15 protein-coding genes, 1 other RNA gene and 1 pseudogene are annotated in these 13,400 nt (G+C 70.0%); 7 read left to right on the top strand and 10 right to left on the bottom strand.

Annotated features, from left to right (window positions below):
* Positions 1–50: 50 nt before the first annotated feature.
* Complete coding sequence (gene thiE, locus MNQ95_RS03740) at positions 51–770, bottom strand: thiamine phosphate synthase (protein ID WP_241953845.1); 720 nt, start codon at positions 768–770, stop codon at positions 51–53.
* A 12-nt stretch (positions 771–782) separates the two neighbouring features.
* On the opposite strand from thiE, the pseudogene MNQ95_RS03735 reads away from it, so the two are divergent.
* A pseudogene (locus MNQ95_RS03735) lies at positions 783–1,029 on the top strand (rubredoxin).
* A gap of 15 nt (positions 1,030–1,044) precedes the next feature.
* On the opposite strand, the gene MNQ95_RS03730 reads toward MNQ95_RS03735, so the two are convergent.
* The 9 genes from MNQ95_RS03730 to MNQ95_RS03690 form a co-directional block, all read right to left on the bottom strand.
* Positions 1,045–1,902, bottom strand: coding sequence for a SirB1 family protein (locus MNQ95_RS03730; RefSeq protein ID WP_241953844.1), 858 nt, complete (start codon positions 1,900–1,902; stop codon positions 1,045–1,047).
* Between the two features lie 77 nt (positions 1,903–1,979).
* A complete protein-coding gene (locus tag MNQ95_RS03725; RefSeq protein ID WP_241953843.1) occupies positions 1,980–2,438 on the bottom strand; it encodes a DUF192 domain-containing protein in 459 nt (152 codons plus the stop codon).
* Positions 2,439–2,496: 58 nt separating this feature from the next.
* Positions 2,497–3,144: a ribose-5-phosphate isomerase RpiA gene (gene rpiA / locus MNQ95_RS03720; protein ID WP_241953842.1), complete on the bottom strand. Its 648-nt coding sequence runs from the start codon at positions 3,142–3,144 to the stop codon at positions 2,497–2,499.
* Between the two features lie 42 nt (positions 3,145–3,186).
* Positions 3,187–3,657: an EVE domain-containing protein gene (locus tag MNQ95_RS03715; protein ID WP_162409703.1), complete on the bottom strand. Its 471-nt coding sequence runs from the start codon at positions 3,655–3,657 to the stop codon at positions 3,187–3,189.
* The gene (locus MNQ95_RS03710; RefSeq protein WP_241953841.1) at positions 3,654–4,262 is read right to left on the bottom strand and encodes a 5-formyltetrahydrofolate cyclo-ligase; all 609 of its coding nucleotides are present in this window, start codon (positions 4,260–4,262) and stop codon (positions 3,654–3,656) included. The genes MNQ95_RS03715 and MNQ95_RS03710 overlap by 4 nt, the downstream gene beginning before the upstream one ends.
* Before the next feature lie 129 nt (positions 4,263–4,391).
* A non-coding RNA gene (gene ssrS / locus MNQ95_RS03705) (6S RNA) lies at positions 4,392–4,574 on the bottom strand.
* Between the two features lie 115 nt (positions 4,575–4,689).
* Positions 4,690–4,995: a cell division protein ZapA gene (locus tag MNQ95_RS03700; protein WP_162409699.1), complete on the bottom strand. Its 306-nt coding sequence runs from the start codon at positions 4,993–4,995 to the stop codon at positions 4,690–4,692.
* Positions 4,992–5,216, bottom strand: coding sequence for a TIGR02449 family protein (locus MNQ95_RS03695; RefSeq protein WP_162409697.1), 225 nt, complete (start codon positions 5,214–5,216; stop codon positions 4,992–4,994). Before MNQ95_RS03695 ends, MNQ95_RS03700 begins: the two co-directional genes overlap by 4 nt.
* 77 nt (positions 5,217–5,293) lie before the next feature.
* Complete coding sequence (locus MNQ95_RS03690) at positions 5,294–7,453, bottom strand: putative bifunctional diguanylate cyclase/phosphodiesterase (protein ID WP_162409696.1); 2,160 nt, start codon at positions 7,451–7,453, stop codon at positions 5,294–5,296.
* Positions 7,454–7,637: 184 nt separating this feature from the next.
* Between MNQ95_RS03690 and MNQ95_RS03685 the strand changes: the two genes are divergently transcribed.
* The 6 genes from MNQ95_RS03685 (at position 7,638) to gloA2 (ending at position 13,322) form a co-directional block, all read left to right on the top strand.
* Positions 7,638–8,183: a UPF0149 family protein gene (locus MNQ95_RS03685; RefSeq protein ID WP_162409694.1), complete on the top strand. Its 546-nt coding sequence runs from the start codon at positions 7,638–7,640 to the stop codon at positions 8,181–8,183.
* 1 nt (position 8,184) lies between these two features.
* Positions 8,185–9,513: an aminopeptidase P N-terminal domain-containing protein gene (locus MNQ95_RS03680; RefSeq protein ID WP_241953840.1), complete on the top strand. Its 1,329-nt coding sequence runs from the start codon at positions 8,185–8,187 to the stop codon at positions 9,511–9,513.
* A gap of 167 nt (positions 9,514–9,680) precedes the next feature.
* Positions 9,681–10,154: a MarR family winged helix-turn-helix transcriptional regulator gene (locus MNQ95_RS03675; protein ID WP_162409690.1), complete on the top strand. Its 474-nt coding sequence runs from the start codon at positions 9,681–9,683 to the stop codon at positions 10,152–10,154.
* A 5-nt stretch (positions 10,155–10,159) separates the two neighbouring features.
* On the top strand, positions 10,160–11,263 hold the full coding sequence (locus MNQ95_RS03670; RefSeq protein ID WP_241953839.1) for an HlyD family secretion protein: 1,104 nt from the start codon (positions 10,160–10,162) through the stop codon (positions 11,261–11,263).
* A gap of 55 nt (positions 11,264–11,318) precedes the next feature.
* Complete coding sequence (locus MNQ95_RS03665) at positions 11,319–12,863, top strand: MDR family MFS transporter (protein ID WP_202922838.1); 1,545 nt, start codon at positions 11,319–11,321, stop codon at positions 12,861–12,863.
* A gap of 72 nt (positions 12,864–12,935) precedes the next feature.
* Positions 12,936–13,322, top strand: a complete 387-nt coding sequence (gene gloA2 / locus MNQ95_RS03660; RefSeq protein ID WP_162409686.1) for an SMU1112c/YaeR family gloxylase I-like metalloprotein — start codon at positions 12,936–12,938, stop codon at positions 13,320–13,322.
* The last annotated feature ends 78 nt before the right edge of the window (positions 13,323–13,400 follow it).

Raw genomic sequence — 13,400 nt, 5'->3', positions numbered from 1 at the left:
GCGGGCATGCCCACGACACGACGACGTCGGCACGGCTGATGCCGCCGGGTTCAGGCGCCCGATGGATGTGGTGCGCGTTCGTGCGACGGAAAACAGCGGATATAGGCGCGGACGGCGGCCGCCGGATCGGGGGCGTCGAACACCCCGCCGATCACCGCCAGCAGGTCCGCGCCGGCCGCCACCAGCGGTCCGGCGTTCTCCGGGGTGATGCCGCCGATGGCGACGCGCGCCACGCCCAGGCCGGCCGCATCGCGCAACAGCGCCGGCGAGGCCCGGCGCGTGGTCGCCTTGCTGGTGGTCGGGAAGAAGGCGCCGAAAGCGACGTAGCTGGCACCGGCGGCTACCGCGCGCCGGGCCAGTTCCAGCTCGTCGTAGCAGGAGGCGCCGAGGATCGCTTCGGGTCCGAGCACCGCGCGCGCGGTGGCGATATCCCCGTCGTCCTCGCCCAGGTGGACGCCCGCCGCGCCGATCGCCCTCGCGAGGGCGACGTCATCGTTGACCAGCAGGGGCACGCCGGCCGGGGCGCACAAGGCCTGCAGCGCGGCGGCCTGTTCGCGCCGGAGTCCGGCGCCGGCGGCCTTGTTGCGGTACTGCAGCCAGGCCACGCCTTCGCCCAGCAGTGGCGCCACCCGCGCCAGCAGCCGCGCGGTATCCGGTTCGTCCGGGGTGACCAGGTACAGACCACGTGGCCTGCGGATGCCTTCCGATGGTGCCGAGGGCGAGCCTTGCGGCGGATCGGCGGGAGACGGTGGTGGCGGGGTGCGGGTCATGCGGGATTTCCGGTGCGGCGGAGGAGGTGGGACAATGCGCGCCCGCCTCCGCCCGATCCCGCATTATCCGATGAACGCTGCCGACTCCGCCCCCTTTCGCAACTGGATGTGCGTCGTCTGTGGCTTCACCTACGACGAGGCCGAGGGCTTGCCCGAGGAAGGAATCGCGCCGGGCACGCGCTGGGAAGACATCCCGGAGACCTGGACCTGCCCGGACTGCGGCGTGACCAAGTCAGATTTCGAGATGGTGGAAGCCTAGTAGCGACCGCTGCACTCAGTGCAGCGGCGCGCGCGTGCCGGCCGCTTCGATCAGCCGCTCGCGGATCTGATCCACGTCGCTCGCTTCAGGGGCCAGCTCCAGGTAGCGGGCGAGGTCCTGGCGCGCACCCGGCAGGTAATCCAGTTCCAGGTAGGCCAGGCCACGGTCGCGCAGCGCCTCGGACTGTTCGGGGACCAGTTTCAGCACGCGGTCGGCGCAGCGCGCGGCGCGATCCCACTGTTGCGTCCCGGCGTACAGGCCATGCAGGTTGCGCAGCACGCGGACCAGGATCGCGCGGTGCGGTGCGGGACTGAGGATCTGCAGCAGCACGCCATCGTCGGGCGTTTCGCCCAGGTGCGGCTTGGCCCGCTCGCGCAGCTCCTCCACCGCCAGTGGCCGGCCGCCATTGAAGGGATCCATCACCAGCAGGCCGCCGTCGACCGGCAGGCGGACGAGGAAGTGGCCGGGGAACGACACCCCGTCCAGCGGGATGCCGAGCCGGCGCGCGACTTCCATCTGCACCAGCGCCAGCGAGATCGGATTGCCCAGCCTGCGGTCCAGTACCTGGTTGAGGTAGCTGTTGCGCGGGTCGTAGTACTCGTCGTGGTTGCCGCTGTAGCCCAGTTCGTCGAACAGGTGGCGATTGATCGCGGCCATCTTCAGCGGCTGCTGCTCGATCGCGGCCACTTCGGTGCGCAGGTGGTCGGCGTGGGCCTGGACCAGGGCTTCGTACGGTTGCGGATCGAGTCCGGGATACTCGTCGCGGGCGATCAGCAGGGCCGTCGGCAGCAGCGGCAACGCGTCGTCATCGAGCGTGGCGAGCCTGCTCCAGTCAAGAGCGTTCCAGTCAGGCGGGTGCGATTCGATCCCCATGCCGCAAGATTGGGGCCGGAAATGGCCACAATCAAGCCCTGCGCATCCTCGCTGTGGTCGCGCGGAGCCGCGCGGATTCAGCCGCCGGGCGCGGCGGGAACCCCTGGCCCCAGGCGCAGTTCGGCACCGTCTTCCAGCTTCAGCCGCGCGGCCTGGCCGGCGTTGAGCTCCAGCACGTAGCGCGCAGGGCCCCGGCTCGGATAGGGCGGGCAGCGGTCGCCGGCCGAACACGGCGGCACATCGCGCTGCTGCGACACCAGCCGGCGTTCGCTGTCGAAGTAGAGGATGTCGAGCGGGAGCCGGGTGTTCTTCATCCAGTACGCCAGCGGTTCCTGGCGATCGTGGATGAAGAGCATGCCGTGGTCGGCGGCCATCTCGTCGCGGAACATCAGGCCGCGCGCGCGCTCGGCGTCGTCGTCGGCGATCTCGACCTGGAAGCGTTCGCCACCCACCTCCACCCAGGGCGTGCTGGCCGAGGCGCAGGCGCCCAGGAGCAGCAGCAGGGGTAGGAAGGTCAGGCGCGCGAGACGGTGCATGGGTGGATTCCGGAAGCAGGGTTGGAGCGGCAGGGCGGGCACGGGCCGGTGCAAGCGCCTACAGCACGCGGGGCGGCTCGCCGCCGACGATGACGACGTCGGCCGGGCGGCGCGCGAACAGGCCGACGCTGACCACGCCGGGAATCTGGTTGAGCTCGGTTTCCATGGCGACCGGGTCGGTGATCGACAGGTTGTGCACGTCCAGGATCCAGTTGCCGTTGTCGGTGACCACGCCATCGCGCCAGACCGGCTGGCCGCCGGTGAGGGCGAGGATGCGGCGCGCGACCAGGCTGCGCGCCATCGGCACCACTTCCACCGGCAGCGGGAAACGGCCCAGCACCGGCACCTGCTTGGCCGGGTCGACGATGCACACGAAGGTCTCGCTGGCCTCGGCGATGATCTTCTCGCGGGTCAGCGCGGCGCCGCCGCCCTTGATCAGGCGCTTGTGCGGGTCGCACTCGTCGGCGCCGTCCACGTAGAGCTTCAGGGGGCCGGCGGCGTTGGCATCGAGCACCTCGATGCCCAGCGCCTTCAGCCGCGCGGTGCTCTGCTCGGAGCTGGAGACCGCGCCGGCGATGCGGTCGCGGATCCGGCCCAGCGCGTCGATGAAGTAGGCAACGGTGGAGCCGGTGCCGACGCCGACGATCATGCCGTCCTCGACGTAGTCGATGGCTTTCTCGCCAGCCAGGCGCTTTGCTTCGCTCATGGGTTCAGACCTTGCAGGAGTATGCGGATTCAGCGATCGCGGTCATTCCAGCGCCAGCAGCAGCTTCCACTGCGCGGCGGTGACCGGGAACACGGACAGGCGGCTGCCGCGCGAGGTCAGCGGGAAACCTTCGCCCAACCGGTCTGCGTGCTGCTTGATCTCTTCCAGCGGAATGGTCCGCTTGAGCTTGCGCTCGAATGCCACGTCGACCAGGAACCAGCGCGGCTGCTCGGGCGTCGCCTTGGGGTCGTGGTAGTGGGATTTGGGGTCGAACTGGGTCGCGTCCGGATAGGCGGCGCTTGCCACGCGCGCGACGCCGGCGATGCCGGGCACCTTGGCGTTGGAGTGGTAGAACAGGACGCCGTCGTCGACCTTCATCCCGTCGCGCATGAAGTTGCGCGCCTGGTAGTTGCGCACGCCGTTCCAGGGTTCGGTGCCCACGCGCTGCAGGTCGTCGATGGAAAAGGCGTCCGGTTCGGACTTCATCAGCCAGTAGCGCTTGCGTGCGGTCATGCGGGATCGGTCTCGGCGCGGGCGGTTCGGTCGTGCGGCAACACGGTGGCGGATTCGGTGCAGATCGCATCGGGGACCACGTCCCAGGGCGCGGCTTCCAGCTCCGGCACCTGCTGGACGGCGAACCCGGCGCCGACCAGCCAGGGCGGCGCGGCGCTGCCGTGGCGGAACGCGAAGCCGCGATCGTACCAGCCGCCTCCCATGCCCAGCCGCTGGCCACCGGCGTCGAAACCCACCAGCGGCATGACCGCAAGCGCCAGCGCCTGTGGCTCCAGCGCCGAAGACGGCGCCACATCCGGCTCTGGGATGCCGAACCGGTTGGTGACCAGCGGATCGCCGGCGCGCCACGGCGCGAAGCGCAGCCTGTCGCCATCCAGTACCGGCAGGCACCAGACCAGTCCCGGCGGCAGGCGCAGCTGCAGTACGTGCAGGCCGATTTCACCATCCATCGCCCAGTACCCGGCGACATATCCGCTCTGCGGGAAAAAGGGCAGGGCGAGGATGTGCCGCGCCAGCGATTCGGCGGCGGCGATGCGCGCGGCGGCGGGCAGTTCGCGGCGCAGCTGGCGCAGCTGGCGACGCAGCGTGTCGCGGTCCTGGGTCATCGGGACGTGTGTGGTCGTGTGGCGGAGAGGTGCATGATCGCGGACGCGCCGGTCCGCGCCAAGCCCGCGCGCGCGACGCGGCCGGGCCGGAAAAAACAACGCCTCCCGGAGGAGGCGTTGTCGGATAAGGCATTCTCCACCATGCCGATGCGGCGAAACGACCTTGAACCCTGGGTTCAAGTGGGGAAGCTGGGAAACCATCGGGCTTTCCGCTGCAAGGCGGACATGCACACCCGGCGTCGTCGCATCCCCGGTGTCGTTTTTAAGGGACAAGGTGAATGTTTTGCCAGCTGTCGAACACGGCAGAGAACGCAGGTGAAGTATAGCGTTCCTTGGGCGACTGCCTAGCCCGTCCGTCGGTGCGTGCGAAGGAATCGGCAATCCACGGTTCAGCGTCGCAAGACGACGTCTATCGCATGCGGCGCATTCAGCCTGCGCTGGTGCCGAGCAGTCCATCCAGGCGACGGTTGAGCGTATCGAGCGTGCCCGCGAGTTCGCGTTGCTGCGCATCGCGTTCCTCGCGCAGCTGCTGTACTTCGTGCGCCAGGTTCAGTGCCGCGAGCACGGCGACGCGGTCCAGCGCGACCATGCGGTTGCTGCCGCGGACCTCGCGCATCCGCGCATCGAGCAGGCGGGCGGCGGCGACCAGTCCGTCGCGCTCGTCGCCACTGACGCCCACGGTGTATTCGCGGTCGAGGATGCGGACGCTGACCGGTTCGGCTTGGCTGCTCACGTGTGCTGCTCCAGCGATTTCAGCCGCGCGATCATTGCTTCCACGCGCGAGCGCGCCTGCTCGTTCTTGTTGAGCAGCTGGGCGCGCTCGGTGAACAGCTGCTCCTGCTGCTGGCGCAGGCTGCGGTTCTCGTCGGCCAGGCGCTGGCAACGCTCGGCCAGCGCCTCGACCCGCGTGGCGAGGGCGCGGAGCTGGGCGGTGGCGTCGGCGGAGGAATCCATGGCGGTCACGATAGGCAGCGCCCGCCGGAGCGGTCAAGCGGCGCGGGAAGTCGCCCGCGGATGCGTCCCGGGCCTGTTCAGGCCGGCTCGGCCATCGGCCGCGCCATGAACGCCATGCATTCGTCGCGCTCCATCGCCGCGGCGATGTAGTGGCCCTGGACCTCGTCGCAGCCGTGGTCGCGCAGGAACTGCAGCTGGCCGGCGGTCTCCACGCCCTCGGCGACCACGGTCAGCGACAGCGAGTGGCCCATCGCGATGACCGTGCTGGTGATGGCCTCGTCGTCCGGGTCGCGGGTCAGGTCGCCGACGAACTCCTGGTCGATCTTCAGCGTGGTCAGCGGCAGCCGCTTGAGATAGGCCAGCGAGGAGTAGCCGGTGCCGAAGTCGTCCACCGCCACGCCCACGCCCAGGATGCGGCAGGCGTGCAGCACGCTGGCGCTGCGGCCGACGTTGGCCATGATCGCGCTCTCGGTCAGCTCCAGCTCCAGCTGGCCCGAGGCCACGCCGGTCTCGGCCAGGATCCGCGCCAGGGTCGCGGCCAGGTCGCCGCGCAGCAGCTGGATCGGCGAGACGTTCACCGACATCCGCATCCCCTCCAGGCCGGCCTCGTGCCACTGGCGCAGGGTCGTGCACGCTTCCTTGAGCACCCATTCGCCGATCTCCAGGATCAGCCCGGTGTCTTCGGCCAGCGGGATGAACTGGTCCGGCGGGATCGAGCCGAACTCCGGGTTGCGCCAGCGCAGCAGCGCCTCGGCGCCGACCACCCGGCCTTCGTGCAGCGAATAGCGCGGCTGGTAGACCAGGGCCAGCTCTTCGCGCTCGACCACGCGGCGCAGCAGGCCGGTGAGGGTGGCGCGGCGGCGGGTCGCCTCGTCCATGCTGGCCGAGTAGACCTGCCAGGTGCGGCGACCGGCCGCCTTGGCCTGGTACATCGCGGTATCGGCGTGCTTGAGCAGCTCGGTCGGAACCTGGGCGTGGTCCGGGAACAGGCTGATCCCGATCGACGGCGACACGGTGATCTCATGGTGTTCGTCCAGCACCAGCGGCATGGCGAACGATTCGATCACCCTTTGCGCGACGTCCTCGGCCTCGCGCGGGGCGGCCAGCCCCTCCAGGACCACGGTGAATTCGTCGCCGCCCAGCCGGGCGACGGTGTGCTGCGGCCCCACCGCCTGCTGCACGCGTTCGGCCGCCGCGCGCAGGACGCGGTCGCCGGTGGCGTGGCCGAGCGAGTCGTTGACGTCCTTGAACCGGTCCAGGTCCAGGAACAGCACGGCGACGTGCCCGCCTTCGCGGCGCGCCCGCACGATCGCCCGGGCCAGGCGCTCGGACAGCAGCGAGCGGTTGGGCAGGCTGGTCAGCGCGTCGTAGTTGGCCAGGTAGCGCAGCTCCTGCTCGGCACGCTTCTGTTCGGTGATGTCGCTGAGCACGACCACGTGGAAATTGACGTCGCCGGCCGCATCGGGAATGCCGTTGTGCTTGACGTGGCAGAGGATCTCCTCGCCGTCGCGGCGCGTCATCCAGACGTTGCCCTGCCAGTGCTGCCGGTTGAGGTCCTGGCGCAGGGTGCCGCCGCCCTCGCTGTGGTCGCTGTCGAGCATGGTGAACGGCCGGCCCAGCGCCTCCACGTCGCTGTACCCGGTGATCTGGGTGAAAGCCGGATTGACCGCGACGAAGTGCAGCTCGCGGTCCAGCACCGCCACCGCCTCGCTCATGCTGCGCAGCACCTCGCTGGCGATGCGGCGTTCGGCTTCGGCATGGCGATTGGCCGTGGTGTCGCGCGCGGTGCCGGCGAGGCGGCGGGTGCGCCCGCGCGCATCGCGCAGGACGGTGCGGCCGTGGATCCGGACCCACACCCAGTTGCCGTCGCCGTCCGGGTCGACCCGGTGCTCGGAGGTGAACAGCGGCTCGCGGCCCCGCAGGTGCGCACGCAGGCGCCGGCGCAGGGTGGCCCGGTCGTGTGGATGCACCAGTGGCAGCGAGACCCGGCGGCTGCTCACCGCCAGGCCCTTGCCCAGGTCCGGTTCGGATTCGTCGGCATGCAGCAGGTGCAACTCGCGCCGGTCCAGGTCGAAGTCCCAGAACTGCTCGCCCGAACCCCACAAGGCCACGGTCAGGTGCTCCTCGCGGGCCTGCAGTGCCTCGTGCTGCTTCATGTGGCTGTTGCGCCAGCGCCAGAGCAGGACCAGCACCGCGAGCATCAGCCCGGCGGCCAGGGCCATCAGAGCGGCAGTCATGGACGACCCATCCGGATGGGTCCTGTCTGGCGGTATCGCGCAGCGACGTCGGACGGCATGGGATGGCGGGCGGTGGGATGGGTGATCTTCACGAGTGTAGGCATGGCCGGGGAACCGCGACAAGCGGCACGGCCGGAGCGGTTGCTACACTTCGCCCGATCATCCATCGCGATCACGGTTCCGCATGCCCGATTTCCCCGCCCCCGACGAGGTCGCCGAAGCCAGCCGCACGCTGGGCCTGGGCGCCACTGTTCCGGAGCTGCACGGCTCGCTGTGCGGTTGGCTGGCGGGAGGTGGCGAGGACACCGCGGCGTGGCCGGCGCGCGTGCTGGCCGATGCCGGCGTGGCCACGCCGGCACCCGGCAGTGCCCTGGACCGCCTGCGCAAGGCGACGGCCGCCCAGCTTGGCGATGGCGAGTTCACCTTCCAGCTCCTGCTCGGCGCGGACGACATGCCGCTGCGGGAGCGCGCGCAGGGCCTGTTCGACTGGTGTCGCAGCTTCCTTGGCGGCTTCGGCCTGGCCGCCGGCGCGCAGCCGCCGCTGTCGGAGGAAGGCGCGGAGGCATTGCAGGACCTGGCGCGCCTGGCAGGCGCCAGCGTGGAAGACATCGATGAGGACGACGAGGACGAGGACGCGCTCTCCGAACTGGAAGAGTTCGTCCGCGTCGCCGTCCTGCTGCTGCATGGGGACTGCGTGCTTGGACCGCGCCATCGCCGCAGCCTGAACTGACATGCAGCGTTCGCTGACCGGCATTTCCGCGACCGAGTTCGCGCGCCGGCGCCGCCAGCTCATGCGCATGGCCGGCGACGACGCGATCCTGGTGTTGCCGGCCGCGCCGGTGCGGGTGCGCAGCCACGACACCCATTATCCGTACCGGCAGGATTCGGACTTCTGGTACCTGTGCGGCTTCCCCGAGCCGGACGCGGTGCTGGTGCTGGTCCCCGGGCGCAAGCACGGCGAGGCCCTGCTGTTCTGTCGCGAACGCGATCCCGAGCGCGAGGGCTGGGATGGCGCCCGCGCCGGCCAGGAAGGCGCGGTCGAGGCGTTCGGCATGGACGATGCCTACCCGATCGACGACCTCGACGAGATCCTGCCCGGGCTGCTGGAAGGGCGCTCGCGGGTTTACTACCACTTCGGTCGCGACGCCGATTTCGACCTCAAGCTGATCGGCTGGCTCAACCGGGTCCGTGCCCAGGTGCGGCACGGCGCGCAGCCGCCGCACGAGTTCCTCGAGCTGGGGCACCTGCTGCACGAGCAGCGCCTGTTCAAGTCCAGGGACGAGATCCGGCTGATGGACAAGGCCGCGGCGATCAGCATGCGTGCGCACGAAGCGGCGATGCGCGCGGCGCGGCCGGGCATCCACGAGTACGAACTGCAGGCCGAGGTCGAGCGCGTGTTCCGCGCCGCCGACGCCTGCCCGGCCTACAACAGCATCGTCGGCGCCGGCGCCAATGGCTGCGTGCTGCATTACGTGGCCAACAATGCCCGCGCCGCGGACGGCGAGCTGGTGCTGATCGACGCCGGCGCCGAATACCGCAACTACGCCGCCGACATCACCCGCACCTTCCCGGTCAACGGCCGCTTCTCGAAGGAGCAGCGCGCGCTGCACGACCTGGTCGGCGCGGCCCAGGCCGCGGCGCTGGCCTGCGCGCGGCCCGGCGTCGCCTGGTCGGCGATCCACGACGCGGCGGTGGAGGTCCTGACCGAAGGCCTGCTGCGGCTGGGGCTGCTCAAGGGTGGCCTCCAGAAGAACATCGCCGAAGGGCACTACAAGCGCTTCTACCGGCACAAGAGCGGGCACTGGCTGGGGCTGGACGTGCATGACGTGGGCGATTACCGGATTGACGGCGAGTCGCGCCAGCTCGAGCCCGGCATGGTCTTCACCATCGAGCCTGGCCTGTACGTGGGCGCGGACGACAAGTCGGTGCATGCGAAGTGGCGCGGCATCGGCATCCGCATCGAGGACAACGTGCTGATCACCGGCGCCGGTCACCGGGTGCTGACCGGCGACCTCGCGCGTTCTGCGGACGAGATCGAAGCGTTCATGGCGTCGGCGTAGGGCGCCACCGCTCCGGGCTGCATCCCGGACATCCCCAACCCCAAGCCACCCGATCCACCGCCTGAGGCGGGTTCAGCGTGTCCCGCGGCAGCGGGTGCCTGCCGGCGGCTGAACGGGACAGGGCTCCCCTTGAAATACCTGCCTAGGCATCTATATCCTATGCACCCATGCCTGCCAAGACAGACCCCCGCGAGAGCCTCGGCTACCAGGTCGCCGACCTGCACCGCCTGTTCGGCCGCGTGTTCGATCGCCGCGTCGCGCACCTCGAGCTGACCCGCGTGCAGTGGCGCGCGCTCAAGCATCTGGGCCACGCCGAGGGCGTCACCCAGGTAGAGCTGGCCGACCGGCTCGACATGGAGCCGATCGCGCTGGGCCGGGTCATCGACCGGCTGCAGAAGGCCGGTTTCGTCGAACGGCGCGCCGATCCGGCCGATCGCCGGGTCTGGCGCCTGTATCTGCTGCCGCAGTCGGCGCAGGTGATGGGCCCGGTGGAAACCGTGGCCCATGCACTGCGCAAGGAGGCGATGGCCGGCATCTCCACCGAAGAACTGGCGAACACGCTGTCGGTACTCGATCGCGTGCGCGAAAACCTCACCCGGCTCGACCGCGAAGACCGCGGCGAACCTTCTCCCAAGAGCTGAACCCCATGACCAGCAAGTCCGACAACACCCTCGCCGACGCGACTCCGGCTCCGGCACGCAAGCGCCGCGTGCCGGTCTGGCTGTGGATCGCCGGGCCACTGGCGGTCGCCGGCTTCTTCGGCTGGCAGTGGGTCAATTCCGGCCGTGAAGTCGATACCGACAACGCCTACGTCAAGGCCGAACGCATCCTGGTCGCGCCGCAGGTCGGCGGCCGGGTCGTAGAGGTCGCGGTCGGCCAGAACCAGCCGGTGAAGAAGGGCGACCTGCTGTTCCGCATCGACGCCCAGCCGCTGGAGATCGCGGTGGCGCAGAACGAGGCGTTGCTGGCGCACATGGCCAATGCCGCCGACGCCAGCCGGGCCAAGGTCACCGGTACCGGCACCACCATCCAGGCGTCGCGCGAGACCCTGGCCTGGGCCCAGCGCGACCTGCAGCGCCTGCAGCAGCTGGGCGACCAGCAGCTGGTGTCGCGCAAGATGGTCGACGATGCGCGCCATGCCGTGGCCGAGGCGCGCACCGACCTGGCCGATGCGATCGCTTCGCAGAGCGAAGCGGCCGCCACGCTCAGCGGCCAGGCGAACACGCCGACCGAAGACCTGCCCGACTACCGCGCCGCGATGGCGATGCTGGCCAAGGCCAGGCTCGACCTGGCGCATGCCGAAGTGCGCGCGCCCGTGGACGGCGTCATCGGCACCCACGACCTGCAGGTCGGCGAATTCCTCAACGTCGGCCAGACCGCGATGCCGCTGGTGGCGACCTCGCCGATCTGGATCGAAGCGAACTTCAAGGAGACCGAGCTGGCGAAGATGCAGGTCGGCCAGCCGGCGACGATCAAGGTCGACAGCTATCCCGGCGCGAAATGGAAGGCCCACGTGGCCTCGATCGCACCGGCCTCCGGCGCCGAGTTCAGCGTGCTGCCCGCGCAGAACGCCACCGGCAACTGGGTCAAGATCGTGCAGCGCATCCCGGTGCGCCTGGAGATCGATTCCGCCGACCGCGACGACGCCCCCGTGCTGCGCGCCGGCATGAGCGCCGAGGTCGAGGTCGACCTGCGCGCGCCGCCCGCCAGGGCCGAAGGCACCGCCGCCGTGGCCGCCGGCCAGCACTGATTCCACGTTCCGGCCCGCGCCTGCGGGCCGCGACCGTACTTCCCGGATACCGGACATGATTTCGCGCCTGAGTTCTTCCGAAGGCGGCAGCCGTGCCTTGCTGGTCGGCTCGGTGATGCTGGCCACGCTGATGCAGGCGCTGGACACCACCATCGCCAACGTCGCCCTGCCGGACATGCAGGGTTCGCTGTCGGCCACCCAGGACCAGGCGTCGTGGGTGCTGACCAGTTACATCGTGGCTGCGGCGATCCTGACGCCGGTCACCGGCTGGCTGGCGGCGCGACTGGGCCGGCGCCGCCTGTTGATCATCGCCGTCTCCGGATTCACCGTCGCCTCGCTGCTGTGCGCGATGGCCACCGGCATCGGTCAGATGGTGATGTTCCGCATCCTGCAGGGCGTGTTCGGCGCCTCGCTGGTGCCGATCTCGCAGTCGCTGCTGCTCGATGCCTTCCCCAAGGAAAAGCACGGCGCGGCGATGGCGATGTGGGGCATGGGGATCATGGTCGGCCCGATCCTCGGCCCGCCGCTGGGCGGCTGGCTGACCGAGTACTACAGCTGGCACTGGGTGTTCCTGATCAACCTGCCGGTGGGCGCGATCGCGCTGGTCGGCATCATGGCCAGCGTGAAGCGCGAAACGCCGCGTCCGCGTCCGCTCGATGCGGTCGGCCTGGCCCTGCTGGCGCTGGGCATCGGCGCGCTGCAGCTGTTCCTGGACCGCGGCGAGACCATGGACTGGTTCGGCAGCCTGGAGATCCAGGTCGAGGCCGCGCTGGCCTTCCTGGCGCTGTACCTGTACGGCCTGTGGTGGTGGAACCGGCGCGACCGCGCGCTGCTGGACCTGGGCATGCTCGGCAACCGCAACTTCGCGGTCGGCTGCGTGCTGATCTTCGTGGTCGGCATCGTCCTGTTCGCCACGCTCGCGCTGATGCCGCCGTACCTCAACACGCTCATGCACTATCCGATCCTGACCATCGGCATGGTGCTGGCGCCGCGCGGCATCGGCACCATGTTCACGATGATGCTGGTGGGGCGGATGCTCGGCCGGGTCGACGCGCGCATTCCGATCCTCGTTGGCATGGCGATGATGGTGCTGTCGCTGCACGGCATGTCGCAGTTCGGCATCGAGGCCTCGATCGAGGCGGTGGTGTGGCTGGGCGTGCTGCAAGGCATGGGCCTGGGCCTGGTGTTCGTGCCGATATCCACGATCGCGTACTCGACGCTCCCGGCATCGCAGCGCACCGAGGCCGCCGGCCTGTTCAGCCTGGTCCGCAATATCGGCTCGTCGGTGGGCATCTCGATGGTGGTCGCGTTGCTGGCCCGGGCCAGCCAGGTCAACCACGCCGAGATCAGCGCCCGCATCCCTGCGTACGGCGCGGAGCAGACCTTGCTGCCGGCGATCTGGAACCCGGCCACGCAATCGGGTGCAGCCATGCTCAATGCCGAGGTGATGCGCCAGTCGGCGGCGATCGGCTACTCGAACGATTTCTGGATGATGATGGTGCTGACCCTGTGCGCGATGCCGCTGGTGCTGCTGATGCACAGCGGGCGGCACGAAGCGCGCGAGGGCGGCGCCGCCGACGCGGCGGCCGCGGCGCATTGATGTGCGCGCCTTGAATCTCCGCCGCATGCCCGGGGATCGGGGCGCCTCAGCGCCCAGGCCTGCACTCGCACCATGAAGCTCGCCGGCATCCATCACGTCGCGATCATCGCCTCCGACTACGCGCGCTCGAAGCGCTTCTATGTCGAGGTGCTGGGGTTGGAGGTGGTCGCCGAGGCCTACCGCGAGGCGCGCGGCTCGTGGAAGCTCGACCTGCGCCTGGCCGACGGCACCCAGGTGGAGCTGTTCTCGTTTCCCGCGCCGCCGCCGCGCGTATCGCGGCCGGAGGCCTGCGGCCTGCGCCACCTCGCCTTGCGCGTGGCCGATCTCGATGAAGCGGTCCAGCACCTGCGCGCGCACGCCGTGGCCACCGAGCCGGTGCGCGTGGATGAATACACCGGCGGCCGCTTCACCTTCTTCGCCGATCCCGACGGCCTGCCGCTGGAGCTTTACGAAGGCTGAGGCCTGGCGGGGCCGCGAGCGGCCGGATCGCCGCGGTCCGGGCTGCATTTCCGGGGTGCGCACAATGCGACTGTCTTG

This window comes from Pseudoxanthomonas daejeonensis, assembly GCF_022637495.1.
GTDB classification, from domain to species: domain Bacteria; phylum Pseudomonadota; class Gammaproteobacteria; order Xanthomonadales; family Xanthomonadaceae; genus Pseudoxanthomonas; species Pseudoxanthomonas daejeonensis.
Note: the sequence above shows the minus strand (reverse complement) of the source record. Positions and strands in the feature narration are given on the sequence as shown.

What these genes read in the sequence shown, in the direction of transcription:
- thiE (WP_241953845.1), bottom strand. Translation starts at nt 770, where the DNA reads ATGACCCGCACCCCGCCACCACCGTCTCCCGCCGATCCGCCGCAAGGC.
- MNQ95_RS03730 (WP_241953844.1), bottom strand. Translation starts at nt 1,902, where the DNA reads ATGGGGATCGAATCGCACCCGCCTGACTGGAACGCTCTTGACTGGAGC.
- MNQ95_RS03725 (WP_241953843.1), bottom strand. Translation starts at nt 2,438, where the DNA reads ATGCACCGTCTCGCGCGCCTGACCTTCCTACCCCTGCTGCTGCTCCTG.
- rpiA (WP_241953842.1), bottom strand. Translation starts at nt 3,144, where the DNA reads ATGAGCGAAGCAAAGCGCCTGGCTGGCGAGAAAGCCATCGACTACGTC.
- MNQ95_RS03715 (WP_162409703.1), bottom strand. Translation starts at nt 3,657, where the DNA reads ATGACCGCACGCAAGCGCTACTGGCTGATGAAGTCCGAACCGGACGCC.
- MNQ95_RS03710 (WP_241953841.1), bottom strand. Translation starts at nt 4,262, where the DNA reads ATGACCCAGGACCGCGACACGCTGCGTCGCCAGCTGCGCCAGCTGCGC.
- MNQ95_RS03695 (WP_162409697.1), bottom strand. Translation starts at nt 5,216, where the DNA reads ATGGATTCCTCCGCCGACGCCACCGCCCAGCTCCGCGCCCTCGCCACG.
- MNQ95_RS03690 (WP_162409696.1), bottom strand. Translation starts at nt 7,453, where the DNA reads ATGACTGCCGCTCTGATGGCCCTGGCCGCCGGGCTGATGCTCGCGGTG.
- MNQ95_RS03685 (WP_162409694.1), top strand. Translation starts at nt 7,638, where the DNA reads ATGCCCGATTTCCCCGCCCCCGACGAGGTCGCCGAAGCCAGCCGCACG.
- MNQ95_RS03680 (WP_241953840.1), top strand. Translation starts at nt 8,185, where the DNA reads ATGCAGCGTTCGCTGACCGGCATTTCCGCGACCGAGTTCGCGCGCCGG.
- MNQ95_RS03675 (WP_162409690.1), top strand. Translation starts at nt 9,681, where the DNA reads ATGCCTGCCAAGACAGACCCCCGCGAGAGCCTCGGCTACCAGGTCGCC.
- MNQ95_RS03670 (WP_241953839.1), top strand. Translation starts at nt 10,160, where the DNA reads ATGACCAGCAAGTCCGACAACACCCTCGCCGACGCGACTCCGGCTCCG.
- MNQ95_RS03665 (WP_202922838.1), top strand. Translation starts at nt 11,319, where the DNA reads ATGATTTCGCGCCTGAGTTCTTCCGAAGGCGGCAGCCGTGCCTTGCTG.
- gloA2 (WP_162409686.1), top strand. Translation starts at nt 12,936, where the DNA reads ATGAAGCTCGCCGGCATCCATCACGTCGCGATCATCGCCTCCGACTAC.